Genomic DNA, 21,115 nt, shown 5'->3' with positions numbered 1-21,115 from the left:
GCAGGGACTAACCGATTGTTAAAGGCAATCGTCCAAACAGGGGTTGAGCCGAGCAGAATGTCGGTGAGTCGGAGGTGAGTGTGCAGCAGATCGGAACTGTCTGGGCAAGTTTGGACAAGCGCAAACAAATTTTCGCGGCCGGTGCGGTAGTGCTGGTGTTTCTGGGCGTGCTTGCGATGTCACGGATTGCGACGGCACCGTCGATGACGCTGTTATATTCAGGTCTCGAAAGCGGTGCGGCGGGTGATATCGTGCGATCGCTGGATCAGCGCGGTGTTGCGTATGAAATCCGGGGTGGTTCGATCTATGTACCGGGCTCGCAACGGGATGAGTTGCGCATGACGCTGGCCAGTGAAGGACTGCCAGCAAACGGCAACCGCGGATACGAGTTGCTGGACTCACTCAGTGGATTTGGCACGACGTCGCAGATGTTTGACGCTGCTTATTGGCGGGCAAAAGAGGGCGAGTTGGCCCGCACGATTGTCGGCAGCTCACATGTCAGCCAGGCACGCGTACACATCGCCAACGGTTCGGCCAACCCGTTTCAACGTAGTGTTGCGCCGACCGCTTCGGTATATTTGGTGCCATCGGGTGCGCAGATCACAGGAGATCAGGCCAAGGCGATCCGGTTTCTGGTGGCGTCAGCTGTCAGCGGGCTTGCACCAGAAAACGTCACCGTAATCGATTCGAACGGCGCTGTGATCGGAGCACAGGAATCAACCGTGGCCGCTGATACTGCAGACGACAAAGCACGCCAGTTGCGGGAAAAAGTTCTTCGACTTGTCGAAGCACGCGTCGGGGCCGTTAATGCCGTGGTCGAGGTCAGCGTGGATACGGTGACCGAAACCGAGTCGATCCGTGAGCGCCGCTTCGATCCTAAAGGTCGCGTAGCGATCAGTACGGATGTTGAAGAACGGTCTGACAGTGCGCGAAATCAGTCTGCAGACGTGACCGTGGCGTCAAATCTGCCGGATGGGGATGGCGCTGGCGGAGACGAATCCAATTCAAATGCCACCCAGACCCGCGAGCGGGTGAATTATGAGGTTTCCGAGACCGAACTCGAGGTTCACCGAGCGCCGGGTGCCATCAAACGTCTGACCGTCGCAGTGCTGGTTAACGGTGCCCGAACGGTTGATACAGAAGGCGTCGAACGATTTGAACCCATTCCGCAGCCAGAGCTTGACGCGTTGGAGGAACTTGTTTCCTCAGCCGTAGGTTATGATGCCGAACGCGGTGACGTCATTACCCTTAAATCGCTTGATCTACCTGTTGTTGAGCCGCAGGGTACATTGGTGTCGTCGTCGGTCTGGCAGAAGATTCATCTTGATGCCATGTCGCTGGTTCAGATGTTCGTTTTGGCACTGGTATCCCTTGTTTTGGGTCTGTTTGTCATACGACCCATTTTGACAAAATCTGCTGCACCTGCGTTGCTACCGGCAGGCATACCGCCGGAAGCGGACCCTGCAACTTACTTGACGGGAGAGATCGCAAATGGTCATGCGCAAGAGTTCACATCACGTCCTGAGGCCGCTCAGGCAAATGTTCCGGTAATAGCCAGCACCCATGATGAAGACCCCGTCGACCGATTGCGTGCCATGATCGGTGACAAACAGGAAGAGACGGTTGAGATTCTGCGAAGCTGGCTTGAAGAAGGTGAGGAGAGGGTGTGATGTCTATCGCTCATCTCTTTGAGGATTTTACCGCCCCAACAGCTGGTGTCGCTGTTCATCTGGTGGATGAAGAGGCACTCGAAGAACAACGCCTTGCGGCCTTTGAGCAAGGCTATGGTGCCGGTTGGGAAGATGCGGTGCAGGCGCAGGAACAGGGTCGGGCGCAACTGAGTTCTGACTTGTCTGCAGCGCTAGCAGACCTGTCGTTTACCTATCAGGAGGCGTTAACCCGGATGACATTGTCGCTGGAACCGATGTTTCAGAGCCTGATACAGGTGGTTTTTCCCGAAACCGTCGAACTGGGCTTTCCCGCCAGATTGACTGAACAGCTTTGTGAGATGGCTCGGGATCAGATCGGGCAGCCGATGCTACTTACCTTTCCGGAAGGTGCCGCCGATCAGGTTCAGGCGGTTCTCCCACAAGATTTCACGCCTTTGCCGAAAGTTGTCGAGGACCCTTCTCTGCAGGCGGGACAGGCGCGTTTGCAAGTGGGCACCGCCTATCGAGAGGTGGATTGTGCCGCGTTGCTCGCGTCCATTGCCGCATCTTTCGACGCCTATCTATTTGAAGCAAAAGAGGCTCTGTCAAATGAGTGATCCCCAAGCTCCGAAATCCGAAAAGCCAAATCCGTTCGAAGCGGTTCCGATCGAAGTCACAGTTTCGGCTGGTCGGGCGCGACCTTTGATCCGTGATCTGCTGAACATGGGCGAAAACGCTGTTCTGGCGCTGGACAAACGCATTGAAGACCCCGTCGACCTGTATGTCGGGGACCAATTGGTCGCACGCGGGCTGCTGGAGGAAATGGAAGGAGATCAGGCTGGGCAGCTGGCTGTGCGGCTGACAGAGATCTCGGATCTGCAAAACGGGATCGGATGATGCGCCATCTGATCTGGCTGGCAATTCTGCTGGTCGTCCCCACCAGCGGCATGGCGCAGGAGTTGTCGCTGTCTATGGGCGAAGATGGATCGATTTCGGCCCGGACGATTCAGCTGATCTTGCTGATCACGGTGCTCAGCATGGCACCGGGTCTGGCGATCATGATCACCTGTTTTCCATTTCTGATCACCGTATTGGCGATACTGCGGCAAGGGATTGGGTTGCAGCAATCGCCGCCCAACATGCTGATTGTCAGTCTGGCGCTGTTTCTGACCTATTTTATCATGGAGCCGGTTTTCACCGAAGCGTGGGAAGTCGGCATCCAGCCAATGGTCGAGGAAACAATAGACGTGGAGCCCGCGCTGGAACGCGCGCTGGTGCCGTTTCGCAGCTTTATGGCGGCGCGTCTGGATGTCGATACGTTCCAGGCGATGGCAACATTGCGACCAGATGGCGCGGATTCGCAGCTGTCACCCGAGGCACCTCTGTCCGTTCTGATGCCTTCATTCATGCTGTCCGAGATTGCGCGGGCATTTCAGATCGGGTTTCTGATATTTTTGCCGTTCCTGATCATCGATCTGGTTGTTGCGGCGGTCCTTATGTCGATGGGTATGATGATGGTGCCTCCGGCTACGGTTTCCCTGCCGTTCAAACTGGCATTTTTCGTGATTGCAGATGGTTGGACTTTGATCGCAAGCGCGCTGGTACGCAGCTATTCGCCCTGATCTATTGCCGGGTGATCTGCAGGCAAGCGCGCAAGCCTTGGTCTCCGGCCTCAAAGCTCAGCGTTCCGCCATGTTGCTCGGCAACGGTGCGTGCGATGGTCAGGCCAAGCCCAAAGCCATCTGACGAACCGGTGTTTGACCCACGCTGGAACGGGGCCAGCAATGCCTCGATATCATCAACCGACAAATCGGTGCCTTTATCTTCGACAATAATCGTGGCGGATTGAGCATTGGTTTCCAGCTCAACCTCGGCCCGGCGCCCATATTTCAAGGCGTTGTCGATCAGATTTGACAGCGCCCGCCTCAACGAGATTGGTCGACCCATCACCAGAATGCGCCGTGTCTCAGGCAGCGATCCGTGCCCCCGGCGCGACATGAACAATGACGGCGCACCTTCGACAGCGACAGGTTCAATCGCTTTCAAAGATACGGGCAAGTTCATATCCTGATAGTCGGCGACCAGTGACTCGACCAGTGAGGTCAACGAGATCTGCCGCGGTTCCTCGACACTGAGCTCGGACCTTGTATAGGTTAGTACACTTTCGATCATGCCGGTCATCTGATCCACGTCTGCTTCGAGCTTCTCGCGCAATTCGGCATCGTCGATCAGGGCGGCACGCAGCCGGACACGCGTTGCCGGCGTACCCAGATCGTGGCTAACACCCGACAGCACAATGGCGCGTTTCTCAAGCTGCGCTCGTTCAGCCTCAAGGTGATCATTCACCGCAGCCACGATATCGCGCAGCTCTTCCGGCCCGTCCGCAGTATAACTTTGTGGCCCACCGCGGCGTTTGCGGTCACCAAGTGCCTGTGCAAAGCGCGTGAAGCTGTCCGAGACATTACCGACAGAGGTCAGCAACGCGGCCAGCGCGACGATACCCAGCAATATCGCGGGCAGGCGCAGATCAATCGGAGCTGCCTTACACCCCCAGATTTCAGTGCCATCAATCTGTTGCCAGACACCACGTCCAAATTGCGCGATCAGGATCGGTTCGCTGCAATAGGTCGCAAGCAGGCGCGTCAGATTGCCCATCTTCTCGGGCCCGGTCTGATCGTTGCCCGAAACGATATCAGAGACCGGATAGACCAGACGATCGGACAATACCGCCAGCGTCAGTTCGCGTCCACTCAGAGGTGCTGAACTGTCGGTCAGGATCGACAGGTTGGTGACAAAGCGGCGATCAGAAAAGCCGGGCATTTGTTGGAATTCTCCCCTATCGGCAAGTGCGGCGGCCTTGGCAGGCAAGGGATTGATCAGCAAGCCGGGTGGCGGTGCCATCCCCGTCCGCAAATCCTCGTATACGGTGAATCCCGCAACAAATGCCTGAGTTTGGAAACGGTTCCAAGCCTGTGCAGAGTTGAACCACAATGCGGTTGCCAACAGCCCTGCAGCGAAGGCTGACAGCGTCCAAACCCAACCAAAGCTGCGCAGGCGCAATGTCATGCGTCCTCATCTACCGATATGTCGGCGGTAAATATGTACCCAACCCCACGCTCAGTGCGCAGCATCTGAGGCTCTTTCGGATTAGCCTCAATTTTAGAGCGCAGTCGCCCAACCAGCATATCGATGGCGCGGCCTTGCGCCTCGGGCTTGTCAGCCTCGCCGGTGACATCCAGTGCGGTGGCGATCTCATCCCGGGTTAGCGGGATGTGTGGATTTGCTAGCAAGACTTTCAGCAGGGCGGTCTCGCGCTGAGAAAGCGAGACTAAATAGCCGTCGGGCGAATGTACCTCGTCCCGTTTGCCGTCAAAGACCCAGCCGTCAAAGTGAAATGTACGGGTACGGCGGCGATAAGCCAGCGAAGGGGTGCGTTGCGCGCGCTGCATCACAGCACGGACGCGGGCCAGCAGAAGCTGCGGGTTGAACGGCTTGGCAATGTAGTCATCCGCGCCAACTTCATATCCCGCCATGCGCTGGTGATCTGCCGACAAAGCAGAGACTAGAATGATCGGTACATCTTGCTCGGTGCGCAATCTAGCGCAAATTTCCACACCGTTCTCGTCGCCTAGCATCACGTCCAACAGGATCAGGTCGATCCGGCCTGAAGTCAGATGCGTGCGTATTTCACTTTCCGAACTGGCAGGCAGCGCTATATACCCGTTCTGCTGAAAGAACTGGGTCATCATCGAACGCATCTCAGAATCGTCGTCCACCACCAGGAGCCGGGGAATACCCACTCTGATCCTCCTCTCAAACTTCCTCCGCCGCCGCCAATTGTAACGAATGGAAACGGATTCAAGCCCAAAGTAACACGCGGTAACAAAAGCGGTGAAAATTTCCGCCTTGTCAGGATATTGCTCTGCATTCTGCGTTGCCATGCGGCATTCTGTTAGCGCTATATCGAGCATCGCCGCCCATTGGGTGGCACCGAATTCTCAGGGAGGAGAACAAATATGAAGCGTTTTGCATTTGTCACTGTGTCGACCTTTGCCATTGCGGCCGGGTCGTCGGTAGTGGCCGAACCGCAGGCAGAAGTCCTGCACTGGTGGACATCCGGCGGTGAAGCGAAATCGGTCGCTGTTCTGCAGGAGGAGTTTGCCTCGAACGGTGGCACATGGACTGATATGCCGGTCGCAGGTGGCGGCGGTGATGCGGCCATGACCGCGTTGCGGGCCCGTGTTCTGGCAGGTAACGCGCCGACAGCCGTTCAGCTGAAAGGCCCTGCCATTCAGGAATGGTATGAAGAAGGCGTACTGGCCGATATCTCAGCCGTGGCTGAAGCCGAAGGCTGGGCAGATGTCCTGCCAGCGTCGATCGCGGGCCATATGAAGTGTGAAGGGACCTGGTGCGCGGCTCCGGTGAACGTTCACCGTGTTGACTGGATCTGGGCCAACGCGGACGTTCTGGCCGCAAACGGTATCGAAATGCCCAGCACTTGGGATGAATTCAATGCCGCTGCCGAAAAGCTGCAGGCCGCCGGTGTGATCCCGCTGGCTCATGGCGGTCAGGCATGGCAGGACGCCACCGTGTTCGAAGCAGTTGTGCTTGGCGTTGGTGGACCTGAGTTCTACCAGAAAGCACTGGTTGATCTGGATCCCGAAGCGTTGACCTCGGACACCATGGTGCAGGCGTTTGATCAGATGCGTACCCTGCGCGGATACGTGGACGAGAACTTCTCGGGCCGCGACTGGAACCTCGCCACCGCAATGGTGATGAACGGCGAAGCTGCGTTCCAGATCATGGGTGACTGGGCCAAGGGTGAATTCCTGGCGGCTGGCAAAAAGCCCGGCGAAGATTTCCTGTGCGCCTCGACCCCGGGCGACGGGTATCTGTACAACGTCGACAGCTTTGCCATGTTTGACGTGGAAGGCGACGACAAGAAAGCCGGTCAGGACCTGCTCGCCAAGCTGATCGTTGCACCGAACTTCCAGAAAGTGTTCAACCTGAACAAAGGCTCGATCCCTGCGCGGACCGATGTTGGTCTGGAAGATTTTGACATCTGTGCCAACCTGTCGGCCGAAGACATGGGCTCGACATCTGCCGCAGGTTCGCTGCTGCCGTCTTACGCCCATGGCATGGCGCTGCGCGGGTCGCAGTCCGGTGCGATCACCGATGTTGTGACTGCACATTTCAACTCGGATATGTCCTCGGCTGACGCGGTTCAGCAATTGGCGGACGCGGTAGCAAACAGCTACTGATCCAATACGCTCTGCCCCCTATACAGAGGGGCAGAGCATTTTTCCCCGGAGGCTAAAATGTCCGAATGGCTGGAAAACCACCTGCCCAAGGTGGTGCTGGCACCGTCGTTCATCGCCGTATTGATCTTTGTCTACGGATTTATCGGATGGACCGCATGGGTGTCGCTGACCCGATCGAAACTACTGCCGAAATACGAGATCAAGGGCTTCATCCAGTATGAACGCCTCTTTGACTCGCCCCGTTGGGATACGGCGATCAACAACCTGTATATCTTTGGCGCGCTGTTCATCGTCATCGCGATGGTACTGGGCCTGTTGCTGGCCATCCTGCTGGATCAGAAAATCCGCGTCGAAGGAGCCATCCGCACGATCTACCTCTACCCGATGGCGCTGTCGATGATTGTGACCGGTACCGCGTGGAAGTGGATTCTGAACCCGGGTCTGGGCATAGAATCCATGGTGCAGGGCTGGGGCTTCACAAACTTCGAGTTCGATTGGTTGGTGAACCCTGATTACGCCATCTACACCATCGTGATGGCCGCGATCTGGCAAAGCTCGGGTTTCGTCATGGCGCTGTTCCTGGCCGGTCTGCGGTCAGTGGACGGAGAGATCATCAAGGCCGCGCAGGTCGATGGCATCCCGACATGGCGCATCTATACTGCGATCATCATCCCCTCGATGGCCCCGATCTTCCTGTCAGCCTTCATCGTACTGGCGCATCTCGCGATCAAAAGCTTTGACCTTGTCATCGCCTTGACGGGTGGCGGTCCGGGCTACGCGACTGATTTGCCTGCCACTTATATGTACGCCATGGCGTTTTCGCGCGGCGATATTGGTCAGGCGGCCTCGTCCGCGATGATCATGATGCTGGTCGTCTTTGCCATCGTGGTTCCCTATCTTTACTCAGAGCTGAGGGCGAAAAATGACTGATCTGTCGATGCCCCAAACCCAAACCCGTACCCAAAGCGCCACTGGAAAGATTGCCCTGCGTTGGTTGCTTTATGTCCTGCTGGGCCTGTTCGCGCTGTATTACCTGATGCCGCTGTTCGTGATGTTGACCACATCGTTGAAAAGCCTTGAGGAAATCCGCACCGGGTCCCTGATTTCGCTTCCGCGAGAGGTCAGCTTTGACGCCTGGAAAACTGCATGGTCCGGCGCCTGTACCGGTATCCAGTGCGAAGGTCTGCGGCCATACTTCTGGAACTCGGTCCTGATTGCGGTGCCTGCGGTGGCGATCTCGACCCTTCTAGGCGCACTGAATGGCTATGTCGTAGCGCAGTGGCGGTTCAAAGGTGCCAACATCATCTTCTCGCTGATGCTGTTTGGTTGCTTCATCCCGTTCCAGGTGGTTCTGCTGCCCATGGCGCGCCTTTTGGGCATCATGGGAATCGCAGGAACCATTCCGGGTCTGATCTTTGTCCACGTGATATATGGGTTGGGCTTCACCACGCTGTTCTTCCGCAACTATTATGTCACCATTCCGGCCGAGCTGACCAAGGCGGCGCGTGTCGATGGGGCCGGGTTCATGAGGATCTTCTGGTCGATCTTCCTGCCGCTGTCGCTGCCGATCATCGTGGTGACCGTCATCTGGCAGTTCACGCAGATCTGGAACGACTTCCTGTTCGGCGTGTCGTTCAGCCAGGCGGGCACACAGCCTGTGACCGTGGCGCTCAACAACATCGTAAACTCCACCACCGGCGTCAAAGAGTACAACGTCGACATGGCTGCCGCGATCATCGCGGGTCTGCCGACGCTGCTCGTCTATGTCGTTGCCGGTAAGTATTTCATCCGCGGCCTGACCGCTGGCTCAGTGAAGGGATAAGACCCATGGCTCCCATCCTTGATATCAACAAACTCTACAAGAATTACGGCCCTGTCGAAATTCTGAAAGACATCAACATCTCGATTGAACCGGGCGATTTCCTGGTGCTTGTCGGCCCGTCGGGCTGCGGTAAATCCACCCTGCTGAACTGCATTGCTGGGCTTGAGGAAATCACCGGAGGCACCCTGTCCATCGGCGGTAACGACATGACCCATGTCAGCCCCAAGGACCGCGACATCGCAATGGTGTTTCAGTCCTATGCTCTATACCCGACCATGTCGGTCGCCAAGAACATCACCTTCGGCATGAAAGTGCGTGGGGTCGATCAGGCCACTCAGGATGCCAAGCTGAAAGAGGTCGCGTCGCTGCTGCAGATCGAACCGCTGCTCAACCGCCGCCCAAGCCAATTGTCGGGCGGTCAGCGTCAACGGGTCGCAATGGGCCGGGCGCTGGTGCGTGATCCTAAGCTGTTCCTGTTTGACGAACCCCTGTCGAACCTTGATGCCAAGCTGCGGGTCGAGATGCGGACCGAGATCAAGAAGCTGCACCAGACGCTGGACGCATCGATCGTTTACGTGACCCACGACCAAATCGAAGCAATGACGCTGGCGACCAAGATCGTCGTGCTTAAAGGCGGGATCGTGCAGCAGATCGGAACACCGGCCGAGATCTACAACAACCCGGCCAACCTTTTCGTTGCGGATTTCATGGGCTCTCCGGCGATGAACCTGATCCCAGCACAGGCATCGAACAATGGTTCGGGGACGCAGATTTCGATCACGCGAGAAACCGGCGATACGCTGGTCTTAACCGATGCGCGCGCACCGGAACTGCCGCAGGATGTCATCCTCGGTCTACGCCCTGAGGATATCGCCGAGGCTGGTTTCCGCGCCGGGGCAGGTGTGCAAGAGGCGGCCTGCATGGTCGATATGGTCGAACCTGCCGGGGCCGACACCTATGTGGTGTCGGAACTGGGGGGCAAGCAGGTCACAGCTCGGCTGCATGCCGAAACCAGCGCGCAGGCGGGCCAGATGTTGAATCTGGCTTTCGACATGAGCAAGGTGTCGTATTTCGCCAAGGAAACGGGCGAACGACTGAATTGATTCCGTGGATTCAGGCAACGGATCGCCACTGTGCCGCCGGTGTTAATCGGCGGCACGCTCGTTTTCGGATATCAGGATCAGCCGGTGTTTTTCAGGTCCTTGATCAGGCGATTTAGGTCACCGCCACGTGCATCCAGCATGGCACCGATCTCAGTGCGCTCGGTCAGCAGCAGGTTCACGCCTTCGATGAACATGTTGTAGAACTTGCCGCGGCCAGACTTGTCGGACACTAAGAATGTCACTTCGAACGGGGACGAGCCGCGTAGTTTGACTGAGGTTCTGACCTCGTATCCGGTCTTGATCTTGCGCGCGTTGCGCACGGTGACCTCACCGCCGATGAACTCGCGGAACCGGCGGCCATATTTGCGCGAGATATAGCCCTCGAACGCCTTGGTGAACTGGCGCAGCTGCGCGGATGACGCTGTGCGTGCATCCGCCCCCAACGCATAGCGGGCCATGATCGGCACATCACCGTATTGAACGAAAATCTTCTGAAAATCGCGTAGCATCGCGTTCTCGGATTTACCCGAGTCGATGATACGCGTGATATCGGCCACCACGCTGTTGACCAGTTGCTTGGCCTGCGCTTCGGTCAACGCAAACGCGGGCAGAGGCAATGCGGCAACTGTCATCCCGGTGAGGGCAGCGGCTACAAATCGGCGTCTGTTCAACAGGTTATTCGGCATAGGGGTCCTCATACGGGTCAAGATAGGGGTCTCTGACAGGGTCGGTCCCGCTGTTGGCGTAGGGATCGTCATACAGACCCAGATAGGCGTCTTCATCATCCCTTGCCAGTTCAAAGCGGCGATTTTGCAAATAGATCGTACGTGCCTGCGCGTAACTATCGGCACTGTCATAAAGAATTGAATCGACCGTATCCGAGAACCGTCCACGATCCCCCATGCGCCGCACAACCTCGGCATAGACACCAATGTTGTCGACCGGACGCACCGGAGAGAAGTTAATTGGGTTCGAGAAAAGATTGAATACGACGCCCACAGCATCACGCGCGGTCGACGGGCCATAGAAGGGGAGTTCCACATAGGCGCCCTCGCTGACACCCCAAACATGCAAGGTTTCTCCGAAATCGGTGTCGACGGGCGGCAGGTTCAATTCATCCGCCGGAGCGGACAGGCCAAATCCACCCACGGTCGAGTTGATCAGAAAGCGCAGCAACGCGTTGCCCGATTGTTTCAGATTGCCTTGCAACAGATAATCCAGAGCCTGCCCTGGCATGGTCAGGTTTTCAGCAAAGTGATTGAAGCTGGTGACCATCGGATCGGGCACGATCTTCACATAGCCTTTTGAGGCTGGACGGAACAGGAACCGGTCAACGCCCAGATTGAACTTGTGAATGCCACGGTTGGCACCTTCGTAAGGGTCGAAAATCTCACCTCGCGCGGCAGCGTCCTGTGGCTGCGTTGCGCATGCCGACAGAACCGTCATGATGGCGAATATGAATAGGTGCTTCAGGCGAATATAGCTTGGCACTGTCTTCCTTACTCCAAAAATACCCGGTGGTGTGCCGGGCCTTCAATCAATACGGCCATTGCGCTCATGGTGCGCAATTCGTCTCACATAGAGGTTTCGCGCGGAATGTGAAACAACGACTCGCGTTTACCTCAGTAGGTGGGAGGTCGTAAAGTGACACGAATTCAACACTTCCTGAACAGGAGAACACCCGCGCAGTTCGCAGGCCTTAAGAAAATTACCGCTTTCCCGCTTTCCGAAACCTGCGTTCCCGGTTAGCGTCCGCGCGGAATCACTGTGAGATGAGGATCAACCACATGAGTATTGCAGCAAAACTGGATAGCTTGGGTGTCAATTTACCGGACGCGCCCGCGCCCGCAGCAAACTACGTTCCGTTCGTGCGCATCGGCAACATCGTCTATGTGTCGGGCCAAATCTCCAAGGCGGACGATCTGATCACAGGCAAGCTGGGCGATGACATGGATATTGAGGCAGGTGCGGCTGCGGCCAAGGTTTGCGCCATCAATCTGCTGGCTCAGGTAAAAGCGGCGTGCGACGGCGATATCGACAAACTGGTGCGGGTGATCAAACTGACTGGTTTCGTGAACTCGACCGCTGATTTCACCGCGCAACCGCAGGTGATCAATGGCGCGTCCGATTTTCTGGTTGAGGCGCTGGGTGAGGCTGGTCGTCACTCGCGCTCGGCCGTCAGCGCGGCGTCGCTGCCGCTGGGCGTCGCGGTCGAAATCGAAGGCATCTTCGAGGTTCAATGACACCTTCGCTGCCCCTTGAGTTTCTGAAGCGCCCGATTGCACATCGGGCGCTGCATGACGTTGCAGACCAGCGGCCCGAGAACAGCCGGTCCGCCATTCGCGCTGCAATAGACGCGGGATATGGCATTGAAATTGATCTGCAGCGCACGCGCGATAACCGTGCGATGGTGTTTCATGACTATGACATGACTCGCCTGACCGGGCGCGCGGGACCTATTCAGCAAATCACTGCGGCGCAGGCTCAGGCGCAGCCTCTGCTGCATTCCGACGGTGAGAGTATCCCGTCATTCGAAGAGGTGTTGAACATGGTTGCCGGTCGGGTGCCTCTTCTGATTGAGCTTAAGGATCAGGATGGGGCAATGGGACCTGATATCGGTGCGTTGGAAGCGGATGTAGTAAGTGCGTTGAAAGGCTATGTCGGACTGGTCGCACTAATGTCATTCAACCCACACGCGGTTGCCGAACTCGCGCGCCTTGCGCCACACCTACCGCGCGGTCTCGTTACCGGCTCTTACGACCCAAAGGCCGAGCTTTTGCCGCAATCCATTTGCGACCATCTGCGCAATATCCCGGATTTTGACCGTGTTGGGGCCAGTTTCATCAGCCATGAAGCTTCTGATCTTGACCGACCCCGGGTCGCCGAGCTGAAGGCACAAGGTGTGCCGATCCTGTGCTGGACGGTGCGCTCGCCTGAACAAGAGGCCGAGGCGCGCAGGGTTGCCGATAATGTGACCTTCGAAGGCTATCTAGCCGAATATCCCGCTTGATCCTGCCGCGCGCGATCACAGATAAAGGTGCAGCGCGGAGGGGACATGGATCAGGCACAGATTGAGGTTCGGGTTCTGACATCGCTATCGCAGATAACAGCGGGCGATTGGGACAGTTGCGCCTGTCCTGAGGTTGCTGATGGCGGGCGACCGCATGATCCGTTCACCACACACCGATTTTTGCTGGCTTTGGAAGAAAGCGGTTCAGTCGGACGCGGCACGGGCTGGCAGCCGCAATATCTGACGGCTTATCTTGATGGAATGCTGATCGGTGCGGCGCCGATGTATGCCAAATCGCATTCGCAGGGTGAGTACATCTTCGATCACAGCTGGGCCCATGCTTATGAAAGTGCAGGCGGGCGATACTATCCGAAACTGCAGATTGCTGCGCCATTTACACCCGCAACAGGCCGACGTTTTCTGGTACGGCCCGGCTATGATGCGGTGGGCATGTCAGCGCTGGTCCAAGGCGCGGTGCAGCTAGCCGCCGAAAATCGTATCTCCTCACTGCACGCCACCTTCTGCACCGAGGCCGAGGCGCTGGCTGGTGAACAGATGGGTCTGATGGTCCGGCATTCGCAGCAGTTTCACTGGCTCAATGATGGATACACTGATTTCGATGGGTTTCTGGCAGCGCTATCTTCGCGCAAACGCAAAAATATCCGGAAAGAACGCGAGCAGGCCTGTGACTTCGGCGGGCAGATTCGTACGATCACAGGCGATGATCTGCGGCCGGAGCACTGGGGTGCCTTCTGGCGATTCTACCAGGATACCGGCGCGCGCAAATGGGGATCACCCTACCTGACGCGGCAATTCTTTGATATCGCTCAGGAAACCATGACAGATGACATCGCTCTGGTGCTGGCCGAACGCAACGGATACCCGGTAGCCGGGGCCTTGAATTTCATCGGCCGGGAAACGCTCTATGGCCGCTATTGGGGCTGCGTGGAACACCATCCCTGCCTGCATTTCGAACTGTGCTATTATAGGGCGATCGACTTTGCCATTGCCGAAGGGCTGGCCCGGGTTGAGGCAGGTGCCCAGGGCGAGCACAAGTTGGCGCGCGGTTATATGCCGACCCGCACGCATAGCTTGCACTGGGTCGGTGATCCGGGTTTTGCTGATGCAGTTCAGAAATATCTGGACGCCGAAGCCCACGCAGTGGGAGAAGAGATCGAGATTCTGACGGATTATGGCCCGTTCAGGAAATCGAACCCGGAGGAACAGCAATGACCGAACTTCTGTCAACCGAGACCCGCGGCCCGCTGCTGGACCCGCTGTTCAGAAATGGCTGGACCATGGTTGAGGACCGCGATGCGATCACAAAGACCTTCATCTTCGATAATTTTGTCGCCGCTTTCGGCTGGATGACGCAGGTGGCGATCTGGGCCGAGAAATGGAACCACCACCCCGAATGGTCGAATGTCTACCGCACAGTCGAGGTGGTGCTGTCCACCCATGATGTTGGCGGCCTGTCCGCACAAGACGCCAAGCTGGCGCGCAAGATGGATAGCCTTCTATCGGTCGCCAGCTGACCCTGCACCACCTGCCAGCAACGCAGCGGTTCCTAGGTGTTTGAAATCATCTGGAGAAATGGTTCCTCCGCTGATATCGATATTGGCCGGAATTCTGATCGTGCGGCTGCCGACAGAGCGGACGCTGCGGGTCGACGGGTTGATGTCGAGGCACCGTGTCTCATAACAGGTCAAACCGGCGGTATTGATCTGAATGCGGGTCTGTCCGTCTGGGCCGGTAACAACAGGTGATTGCGGTACATCACAAGCCGCGAGCACCAGAAGCGCGCCGAGGCTGATCCATCTCGTCATCTTACGCCTCCTGATTGAGCATTAGTTTAATTGCCCATTGCCATCCAGATCAGCCGAGGTGAAATCGCTGTCCATCTGGGCGTCGTATTCTGGCCGTGTGATAGTGTTATCTCCATCGCGGTCAACATTCTGAAACTGCTTGATGTCTAGGAACGGTTTAGCTTCATCCAGGCCAAGTGTGCCGTTCTTGTCCTCGTCCATCGCTTGAAATGCATAGTCCGAGAAGGCGTTGAATTCGTCCCGGGACAGAAACCCATCATTGTTCTTGTCGATATTGTTCAGCTCGGCCTCATGCAATTCCGCGACAGTCTCGGCGTTGGCAACGCTGGCCATTATGAGGGCGGCTGCGATAATCAATACTCGGTTCATATCCAGTCTCCTCAACATGCGTAGCGTTCGCCAGACAGCCCGCCCGCAGCAGCGCCCGCCGCCGTCAGAATGGTTTTGCCCGATCCACCGCCAAATTGATTGCCGATCACTCCGCCGATCAATGCGCCGCCTATGGTGCCGCTCAGACAAGCGATCTCGTGTTGCCGAGCAGCTTGTTGCTGGGGTGTAGGGGCAGGGCCGCACGCGGCTAAGGCGCCGGCGCCACCAAGAATCAAAGTGATTAATTTCAGTCGCATCAATGAACTCCCGGGTTGTATGTCCAAGTATTGGCACATCGGGTCGTTGCATCAAGTTAAATGCGTTTCATGTGGCCCCGGTGATGCCGGGGCCAACCGGGATCAGAAGGTTTCAAGCAGACCTTCGCCAGCCGAAATCTCGCAAACGCCCGGATTCTCTTCGGTGTTCAAGGCGATTACCTTTCCGTCATTGACGAACATGGCATAGCGCTTGGACCGTGCCAGCAGACCAACCGGTGGTGCGTCGAAATCCATGTCTATCGCCTTGGTGAATTCCGATGCGGCGTCAGCCAGCATGGTCAGTCCTGCGGCAGTTGCTCCGGTGCTTTCACCCCAAGCGCCCATCACGAAGGGATCGTTGACCGAAATACAGATGATCTCATCAACTCCTTTTGCGTCGAATTGGCCTTTTGTCCGCATGAAGCTTGGGACATGCGCGGTCGTGCAGGTCCCGGTAAATGCGCCGGGCACAGCAAAGATCACCACCTTGCGCCCTTTTGTTTTTTCTGAAATCCGCACCTCTTCAGGGCCATCGGCTCCCATCTGAATCAGCGTCGCGTCGGGCAGCATGTCACCTGTTGAGATCATTTATTAAGCTCCTGTCATTTGGATTTGCAGAGTCGGGCTTTGTCGCAATATAGGTTGTCGAAAGAAAGAGACCATCGGAATTCTGCAGGGGAGCACAACATGAGCCATATCGTCGTGATCGGGGCAGGGCAGGCTGGTGCTTCACTCGTGGCGCGGCTACGCAAAGATGGGTTTGAGGGCGATATCACCTTGATTGGTGCCGAGCCGCACCTGCCCTATCAGCGCCCACCTTTGTCCAAGGGTTACCTGTTGGGCGAGATGGAGTTGGAACGCCTGTTCCTTCGACCCGAGAGCTTCTATGCCGAGAATAACATCACCCTGCGACTGGGGCAGCGTGTGACCGGAATTGACCCCAAGGCCAAAACGGTAACGATAGGTGATGACGTGATCGCCTATGACGAGTTGGCACTGACCACAGGCTCTGATCCGCGTCGCCTGCCCGCAGCCATTGGTGGCGATCTTGAAGGCGTCCATGTGGTGCGCGATCTTGCGCATATCGACGAGATGGAGCCTCGGGTAACCGACGGCGCGCGCGCTTTGATCGTCGGTGGCGGCTATATCGGGCTCGAGGCCGCCGCGGTTTGTGCCAAGCGCGGGGTCAAGGTGACCTTGGTTGAGATGGCAGACCGTATTCTGCAACGTGTCGCCGCGAAAGAGACCAGCGACTATTTCCGTACGCTCCATACGGAATACGGAGCCGACATTCGCGAAGGCGTTGGGCTGGATCGTTTGGTTGGAGTAGATGGTAAGGTGACGGGTGCTATTCTGTCCGATGGCACTGAATTAAAGGTGGATTTCGTCGTGGTGGGGGTCGGAATCGCGCCCTCAACGCAACTGGCTGAAATGGCGGGGTTGGAGCTGGACAACGGCATCAAAACCGATGCCCATGGCCGCACCTCGGACCCGTCGATCTGGGCGGCGGGTGATTGTGCCTCGTTCCCGCATGGTGAGGGCCGCATTCGTCTGGAGAGCGTGCCCAACGCCATCGACCAGGCCGAGATTGTGGCCCAGAACATGCTGGGTGCTGCCAAGGATTATACCGCGACGCCGTGGTTCTGGTCGGATCAGTACGACGTCAAGCTGCAGATTGCGGGCCTAAATACAGGCTATGATCGCGTCGTGACCCGAAAGGGTGAAGGCGCGACGGTGTCCTTCTGGTACTATAAAGGCGATCAGCTGATTGCGGTCGACGCGATGAATGACCCGCGCGCTTATATGGTAGGTAAACGCCTGATCGATGCGGGTAGAACAGCCGATCCGACGGTGGTGGCTGACCCAGAAGCGGAACTGAAACCGCTGCTCAAAGCGTGAGGATCATCGCCGGTAACTTCCGGGGCCGCGCTTTGGCCTCGGTCGGCAAGGGCGATGCTGGAGCACATCTGCGCCCCACCACCGATCGGGTGCGGGAAAGCCTTTTCAACGTCCTGAACCATCAGATCGACATTGATGGTCTGCACGTGTTGGACCTGTTTGCAGGTACTGGTGCGTTGGGGCTTGAAGCGCTGTCGCGCGGAGCGGCCCATGTTACGTTTGTCGATGATGGGCGAATTGCGCAGAGTCTGATCCGCAAGAATATCGATCTGACCGGAAGTCGGGACCAGACCACTCTGATCAGACGTGACGCAACGCGGTTGGGGGAAAACCCAGGCGACGCATGCGATCTGGTCTTTCTTGATCCGCCTTATGGCAAAGACCTGGGTCAAAAGGCGCTGGCGGCGGCCACCAAAGGTGGCTGGCTGGCCCAGGACGCCCTGATCGTGTGGGAGGAAAACGCCCCCATGATTGCTCCAAATGGGTTCACTCTGCATGACGCGCGAAAATATGGCGACACGTGCATTTCGCTGATGTGGCGAACTGTGGGCTGATATGCATGATCTGGTCATTTTCGATTGCGACGGGGTTCTGGTTGATAGCGAGGTTCTGTCCAATCAGGTCATGATCGACAATCTGGCCCAATATGGTCTGCACCTGACCCTTGCAGAGTGCATGTCTCTTTTCGTCGGTGGTACGATGACTGGTGTCCGAGACAAGGCGCGCGATCTCGGTGCGGATCTGCCTGACGACTGGACCGATCAAATCTACTCGGAAATCTATGAGAGGCTGCGAGCGGGCACTCCTTTGGTTGAAGGCATCCCAGAATTGCTGACGCAATTGGATGCAGCCAGCATTCCTTATTGTGTCGCCTCAAATGGCAGGCCAGAGAAAATGCAGATTACTCTGGGTCAGAACGGTCTGTGGGAGCGGTTCAGCACGGTCATGTTTTCGGCCCATGTGCTGGGCTCAGGTAAACCTGACCCCACCCTGTTCCTGACAGCGGCGCAGCAATTTGGCGCCAAATCGCCGGTCGTGATCGAAGACAGTGAGAACGGCGTCACCGCCGCCATCCGTGCCAATATGCGCTGCCTCGCCTATGCAGCCCACGACGACGGCGCGAGGCTGGCAACGCTGGGGGCCGAGGTCTTCACGGATATGTCACACGTGCCGGGGCTTTTGGGACTCTGACCGAGAAATATGCTAAGGTCGGCCCATGGACCGCGCCATCACACCTCCGTTTTGGGGCTTTATGACAGACAGCGACGCCACCACCGGGCCGCCGACCAAACCGATGCGCGCGCCGGTTTTTATCAACGACGCGGTGATCCCTTGGCGCGATGAGACGTTGTTGCTGAAACTGTTACGCGATCAGGCGACCGATCAGGGCGAATAGGTCGGATGATATTTGCCACCCGGTGACAGCGTGAAAATCTCAACCCCATCGGCCGTCACACCCACCGAATGCTCAAACTGCGCCGACAGAGATTTGTCGCGGGTCACGGCGGTCCAGTCATCGGACAGCGTTTTGGTTTCCGGTCGGCCCAGATTGACCATCGGTTCGATGGTGAAGAACATGCCTTCTTCCAAAACCGCGCCTGTACCCGGACGGCCATAGTGCAGGACATTGGGCGGTGCGTGGAAAACACGGCCCAGCCCATGGCCGCAGAAATCGCGGACAACGCTCATCCGGTGCGCCTCGACATAGGCCTGAATGGCATGGCCTATATCCCCGAAGGTATTACCCGGCTTGACCATATCGATGCCCTTGAACAGCGCATCATGGGTCACCTGAATCAACCGCTCGGCTTTACGCGGAAGCTTACCAGCCACGTACATACGCGAGGTGTCACCAAACCAGCCATCGACGATCACAGTGACGTCGATATTCAGGATATCGCCATCCTTCAGCTTCTTCTCGCCGGGGATGCCGTGACAGACTACATGGTTCACGCTGATACAACTTGCGTGCTGATAACCTTTATAGCCAATGGTCGCTGATTCTGCGCCTGCGTCCTCGACCATCTGAGTGATCAGCCCGTCAATCGCACCAGTGGTCTGACCAACAAAAACATGATCAGCAATATCGTCCAATATCTGCGCAGCCAGCGCCCCTGCCGCATGCATTCCGGCAAAGTCACTCTGTTCGTAGATACGGATGCCATCCTTGGTCAGACGGCCACGATGTTCTTTCATCGGTGCGAGACTCCAAATATTTCACGCAGCACTTCTTTTACGCTGCTTGTGCAGAAAGTACCAGAGGGCGCGCGATCGCGAATTAAAGATGGCGAATGAATCGGTGACTTCAAGACTTAAAGCCAACGTGAAATTGGGATGGGTGCTGCATTTGGCGGCGAAGCGGGCAGATGGCCTAGACTGGTATATGCTATTCGGATCGATGCGGGTGCTCACGCCAAAAGTGAAACTGTTCGACACCGCCGTGCGTGCATGAGGGCGTTAATGCCCTTTATCTTGGGAGACTTATCCAAGGGCTAGTTCAGTGATCGTGGTCAGGCGTATGTCAGAAGCAGACAATGGTGAAATGTCCAAGCTGCTTGGCGATGTTTTCAGCCGGCGGGATCCTCCCGCTGTTGCAACTAACTTCTCGCCTGTAAAGCTCGAAAAGATCGCCATGCTGTTTGGATCAAAATCTGCAAAAGAAGGATTGTCGTCTGTGGCTTTCAATCAAGCTACTGGTGAAATTGTAGGCGCAGTTTTAGCGCATGATTTCGGTCAGCCACCCCCCGACGGGATTGATGCGCTGGACTTAGACTCTGAACCCGTCATCGCGCTAATTGACGAGTTGGAAAGTGTTTTTTCGAATGCCTACGACATTCAAGCAGAAAAATTCCTTCATATATTTATGATTGCAGTGCGTGATGATTTCTCAAGAAGAGGAATTGCACAAAGCTTGTTAGTTTCATGTCTAAAGCAAGCTGAGAATTCTGGTTATCGGATTGCTTTCGCCGAAGCGACAAACAGTTTTTCACAAAGCCTTTTTTCAAAAGCAGGCTTTGTCGGCATTCACTCGATCGGTTACGAAGACTTTGAACTTAATGGGCAACGGCCATTCCTGGATATCAAGGACGAGGGGGCCTGTGCGCTAATGGAACTCGATCTTTCGGCTTAAACTAGATTTTTGATGTGTATAAGCAAAGCGGCCAGAATCCGTCAGCGCTCATAAGCTTGTCCATAACCTGAGGCGACCCAAACCCCTTCCGGAGAAATTCGTGTTCCGCAGATCATCCGTTCTACCCCCTTGGCCTGCGCCCCTTCAAATGCCGCCGCATAAGCCGGATCGATATCCGCAGCCAGAGCAAACCTGTCACAGTCAGAGCGCTGCACCAGATAGAGCATGATCGCCCGGTGCCCCTGCGCCGCCATGGCCGCCAACTCCCCCAAATGCTTGGTGCCGCGCGTTGTAACGCTGTCGGGAAACTCGGCAAGCCCCGGTTCGCGCGAAAGGGTAACGCTTTTGACCTCGACATAGGCATCCGGCAGTCCGGGCTGGGTCAGCAGGAAATCGATACGGCTGTTTTCACCGTATTTGACCTCGGGGCGGACGGTTGCATAGGCGGCCAATTCCGGGATTTCGCGCGCCTCAAGCGCCGCCCGAAGCGCCTTGTTTGGGACGGATGTGTCGACTCCTGTGAAATGCCCGTTCTCATGATCGACCAGCCGCCACCCGTATTTCAGCTTTTTCTTGGGATCGTCGTTGGGCTCCAGCCAGATTTTCTGGCCCGGTTTCGCCAGACCCATCATCGAGCCCGGATTGGCGCAATGGGCCGTTACCTCTCTTCCGTCCTCCAACGTGCAATCGGCCAGAAAGCGTTTGTAGCGGCGGATCAGGCGGGCGGGGACAAGGGGGGTTTCAAATCGCATGGCCTAGGGCCTATACCTGCCCTAACGGTCGATCAAG

General features: G+C 56.8%; 28 protein-coding genes. 18 read left to right on the top strand and 10 right to left on the bottom strand.

The window, feature by feature from the left end:
* Positions 1-80: 80 nt before the first annotated feature.
* Genes fliF through fliP form a run of 4 tightly spaced genes read left to right on the top strand, consistent with a single transcriptional unit; the run spans position 81 to position 3,271 of the window.
* On the top strand, positions 81-1,670 hold the full coding sequence (fliF, locus tag ACR0MQ_RS06975) for a flagellar basal-body MS-ring/collar protein FliF (protein ID WP_480606885.1): 1,590 nt from the start codon (positions 81-83) through the stop codon (positions 1,668-1,670).
* Entirely contained in the window at positions 1,670-2,266 is a 597-nt protein-coding gene (locus ACR0MQ_RS06970; RefSeq protein ID WP_480606883.1) for an ABC transporter ATP-binding protein, read from the top strand. Before fliF ends, ACR0MQ_RS06970 begins: the two co-directional genes overlap by 1 nt.
* The gene (locus tag ACR0MQ_RS06965) at positions 2,259-2,546 is read left to right on the top strand and encodes a FliM/FliN family flagellar motor switch protein (protein ID WP_480606880.1); all 288 of its coding nucleotides are present in this window, start codon (positions 2,259-2,261) and stop codon (positions 2,544-2,546) included. Before ACR0MQ_RS06970 ends, ACR0MQ_RS06965 begins: the two co-directional genes overlap by 8 nt.
* Positions 2,543-3,271: a flagellar type III secretion system pore protein FliP gene (gene fliP, locus ACR0MQ_RS06960; protein WP_480606878.1), complete on the top strand. Its 729-nt coding sequence runs from the start codon at positions 2,543-2,545 to the stop codon at positions 3,269-3,271. Before ACR0MQ_RS06965 ends, fliP begins: the two co-directional genes overlap by 4 nt.
* Before the next feature lies 1 nt (position 3,272).
* On the opposite strand, the gene ACR0MQ_RS06955 is transcribed toward fliP, so the two are convergent.
* Together ACR0MQ_RS06955 and ACR0MQ_RS06950 are read right to left on the bottom strand one after the other, a co-directional pair.
* On the bottom strand, positions 3,273-4,715 hold the full coding sequence (locus ACR0MQ_RS06955; RefSeq protein ID WP_480606875.1) for a sensor histidine kinase: 1,443 nt from the start codon (positions 4,713-4,715) through the stop codon (positions 3,273-3,275).
* A complete protein-coding gene (locus ACR0MQ_RS06950; RefSeq protein ID WP_170541920.1) occupies positions 4,712-5,449 on the bottom strand; it encodes a response regulator transcription factor in 738 nt (245 codons plus the stop codon). Before ACR0MQ_RS06950 ends, ACR0MQ_RS06955 begins: the two co-directional genes overlap by 4 nt.
* A 216-nt stretch (positions 5,450-5,665) precedes the next feature.
* On the opposite strand from ACR0MQ_RS06950, the gene ACR0MQ_RS06945 reads away from it, so the two are divergent.
* Genes ACR0MQ_RS06945 through ACR0MQ_RS06930 form a run of 4 tightly spaced genes read left to right on the top strand, consistent with a single transcriptional unit; the run spans position 5,666 to position 9,835 of the window.
* On the top strand, positions 5,666-6,910 hold the full coding sequence (locus ACR0MQ_RS06945) for an ABC transporter substrate-binding protein (RefSeq protein WP_010438511.1): 1,245 nt from the start codon (positions 5,666-5,668) through the stop codon (positions 6,908-6,910).
* 57 nt (positions 6,911-6,967) lie between these two features.
* Entirely contained in the window at positions 6,968-7,840 is an 873-nt protein-coding gene (locus ACR0MQ_RS06940; RefSeq protein WP_170387762.1) for a carbohydrate ABC transporter permease, read from the top strand.
* On the top strand, positions 7,833-8,732 hold the full coding sequence (locus ACR0MQ_RS06935) for a carbohydrate ABC transporter permease (protein ID WP_010438517.1): 900 nt from the start codon (positions 7,833-7,835) through the stop codon (positions 8,730-8,732). The genes ACR0MQ_RS06940 and ACR0MQ_RS06935 overlap by 8 nt, the downstream gene beginning before the upstream one ends.
* 5 nt (positions 8,733-8,737) lie before the next feature.
* Complete coding sequence (locus tag ACR0MQ_RS06930) at positions 8,738-9,835, top strand: ABC transporter ATP-binding protein (RefSeq protein WP_010438520.1); 1,098 nt, start codon at positions 8,738-8,740, stop codon at positions 9,833-9,835.
* 77 nt (positions 9,836-9,912) lie between these two features.
* Here ACR0MQ_RS06930 and ACR0MQ_RS06925 read toward each other — a convergent pair whose 3' ends face one another.
* Complete coding sequence (locus ACR0MQ_RS06925; RefSeq protein ID WP_170541913.1) at positions 9,913-10,521, bottom strand: MlaC/ttg2D family ABC transporter substrate-binding protein; 609 nt, start codon at positions 10,519-10,521, stop codon at positions 9,913-9,915.
* Positions 10,511-11,326 carry an MlaA family lipoprotein gene (locus ACR0MQ_RS06920; protein WP_480606869.1) on the bottom strand — a complete coding sequence of 272 codons (816 nt, stop codon included), beginning with the start codon at positions 11,324-11,326 and terminating at the stop codon, positions 10,511-10,513. Before ACR0MQ_RS06920 ends, ACR0MQ_RS06925 begins: the two co-directional genes overlap by 11 nt.
* 296 nt (positions 11,327-11,622) lie before the next feature.
* Here ACR0MQ_RS06920 and ACR0MQ_RS06915 point away from each other — a divergent pair, with 296 nt between their 5' ends.
* From ACR0MQ_RS06915 to ACR0MQ_RS06900, 4 genes are read left to right on the top strand one after another with little or no spacing between them, the layout of a single operon-like run.
* Positions 11,623-12,078, top strand: coding sequence for a RidA family protein (locus ACR0MQ_RS06915; protein WP_010438528.1), 456 nt, complete (start codon positions 11,623-11,625; stop codon positions 12,076-12,078).
* The gene (locus ACR0MQ_RS06910; RefSeq protein WP_170774700.1) at positions 12,075-12,845 is read left to right on the top strand and encodes a glycerophosphodiester phosphodiesterase family protein; all 771 of its coding nucleotides are present in this window, start codon (positions 12,075-12,077) and stop codon (positions 12,843-12,845) included. The genes ACR0MQ_RS06915 and ACR0MQ_RS06910 overlap by 4 nt, the downstream gene beginning before the upstream one ends.
* 45 nt (positions 12,846-12,890) lie before the next feature.
* On the top strand, positions 12,891-14,078 hold the full coding sequence (locus tag ACR0MQ_RS06905) for a GNAT family N-acetyltransferase (RefSeq protein ID WP_170774702.1): 1,188 nt from the start codon (positions 12,891-12,893) through the stop codon (positions 14,076-14,078).
* The gene (locus ACR0MQ_RS06900; RefSeq protein WP_170471617.1) at positions 14,075-14,380 is read left to right on the top strand and encodes a 4a-hydroxytetrahydrobiopterin dehydratase; all 306 of its coding nucleotides are present in this window, start codon (positions 14,075-14,077) and stop codon (positions 14,378-14,380) included. The genes ACR0MQ_RS06905 and ACR0MQ_RS06900 overlap by 4 nt, the downstream gene beginning before the upstream one ends.
* Here ACR0MQ_RS06900 and ACR0MQ_RS06895 read toward each other — a convergent pair.
* The 4 genes from ACR0MQ_RS06895 to ACR0MQ_RS06880 all read right to left on the bottom strand — a co-directional run bounded on the left by ACR0MQ_RS06895 (position 14,363) and on the right by ACR0MQ_RS06880 (position 15,885).
* Positions 14,363-14,671: a hypothetical protein gene (locus ACR0MQ_RS06895; protein ID WP_480606865.1), complete on the bottom strand. Its 309-nt coding sequence runs from the start codon at positions 14,669-14,671 to the stop codon at positions 14,363-14,365. The two genes, ACR0MQ_RS06900 and ACR0MQ_RS06895, sit on opposite strands and share 18 nt — an antisense overlap.
* Positions 14,672-14,692: 21 nt before the next feature.
* Positions 14,693-15,040, bottom strand: coding sequence for an EF-hand domain-containing protein (locus ACR0MQ_RS06890; RefSeq protein ID WP_480606862.1), 348 nt, complete (start codon positions 15,038-15,040; stop codon positions 14,693-14,695).
* An 11-nt stretch (positions 15,041-15,051) separates the two neighbouring features.
* Positions 15,052-15,297, bottom strand: coding sequence for a glycine zipper 2TM domain-containing protein (locus ACR0MQ_RS06885; protein ID WP_010438542.1), 246 nt, complete (start codon positions 15,295-15,297; stop codon positions 15,052-15,054).
* 102 nt (positions 15,298-15,399) lie between these two features.
* On the bottom strand, positions 15,400-15,885 hold the full coding sequence (locus tag ACR0MQ_RS06880; RefSeq protein ID WP_170774706.1) for a peroxiredoxin family protein: 486 nt from the start codon (positions 15,883-15,885) through the stop codon (positions 15,400-15,402).
* 99 nt (positions 15,886-15,984) lie between these two features.
* Between ACR0MQ_RS06880 and ACR0MQ_RS06875 the strand changes: the two genes are divergently transcribed.
* Genes ACR0MQ_RS06875 through ACR0MQ_RS06860 form a run of 4 tightly spaced genes read left to right on the top strand, consistent with a single transcriptional unit; the run spans position 15,985 to position 18,592 of the window.
* A complete protein-coding gene (locus ACR0MQ_RS06875; RefSeq protein ID WP_170774708.1) occupies positions 15,985-17,196 on the top strand; it encodes an FAD-dependent oxidoreductase in 1,212 nt (403 codons plus the stop codon).
* Entirely contained in the window at positions 17,193-17,750 is a 558-nt protein-coding gene (gene rsmD / locus ACR0MQ_RS06870) for a 16S rRNA (guanine(966)-N(2))-methyltransferase RsmD (protein ID WP_170774710.1), read from the top strand. The genes ACR0MQ_RS06875 and rsmD overlap by 4 nt, the downstream gene beginning before the upstream one ends.
* Position 17,751: 1 nt before the next feature.
* Positions 17,752-18,387, top strand: a complete 636-nt coding sequence (locus tag ACR0MQ_RS06865; RefSeq protein ID WP_010438552.1) for an HAD family hydrolase — start codon at positions 17,752-17,754, stop codon at positions 18,385-18,387.
* 25 nt (positions 18,388-18,412) lie between these two features.
* Positions 18,413-18,592, top strand: a complete 180-nt coding sequence (locus ACR0MQ_RS06860; protein WP_480606858.1) for a hypothetical protein — start codon at positions 18,413-18,415, stop codon at positions 18,590-18,592.
* Here the strand turns inward: ACR0MQ_RS06860 and map are convergent.
* Positions 18,580-19,392 carry a type I methionyl aminopeptidase gene (gene map / locus ACR0MQ_RS06855; protein WP_170774714.1) on the bottom strand — a complete coding sequence of 271 codons (813 nt, stop codon included), beginning with the start codon at positions 19,390-19,392 and terminating at the stop codon, positions 18,580-18,582. The two genes, ACR0MQ_RS06860 and map, sit on opposite strands and share 13 nt — an antisense overlap.
* Positions 19,393-19,480: 88 nt before the next feature.
* On the opposite strand from map, the gene ACR0MQ_RS06850 reads away from it, so the two are divergent.
* Complete coding sequence (locus ACR0MQ_RS06850; RefSeq protein WP_480606855.1) at positions 19,481-19,648, top strand: hypothetical protein; 168 nt, start codon at positions 19,481-19,483, stop codon at positions 19,646-19,648.
* Positions 19,649-19,714: 66 nt separating this feature from the next.
* Positions 19,715-20,326 carry a GNAT family N-acetyltransferase gene (locus ACR0MQ_RS06845; RefSeq protein WP_480606852.1) on the top strand — a complete coding sequence of 204 codons (612 nt, stop codon included), beginning with the start codon at positions 19,715-19,717 and terminating at the stop codon, positions 20,324-20,326.
* 41 nt (positions 20,327-20,367) lie between these two features.
* Here ACR0MQ_RS06845 and sfsA read toward each other — a convergent pair whose 3' ends face one another.
* The gene (gene sfsA, locus ACR0MQ_RS06840; protein WP_170774719.1) at positions 20,368-21,078 is read right to left on the bottom strand and encodes a DNA/RNA nuclease SfsA; all 711 of its coding nucleotides are present in this window, start codon (positions 21,076-21,078) and stop codon (positions 20,368-20,370) included.
* Positions 21,079-21,115 lie beyond the last annotated feature (37 nt).

This window comes from Ruegeria sp. AN6 (assembly GCF_056540425.1).
The sequence above is the reverse complement of the archived record's forward strand: the minus strand, read 5'-3'. Positions and strand labels throughout refer to the sequence as shown.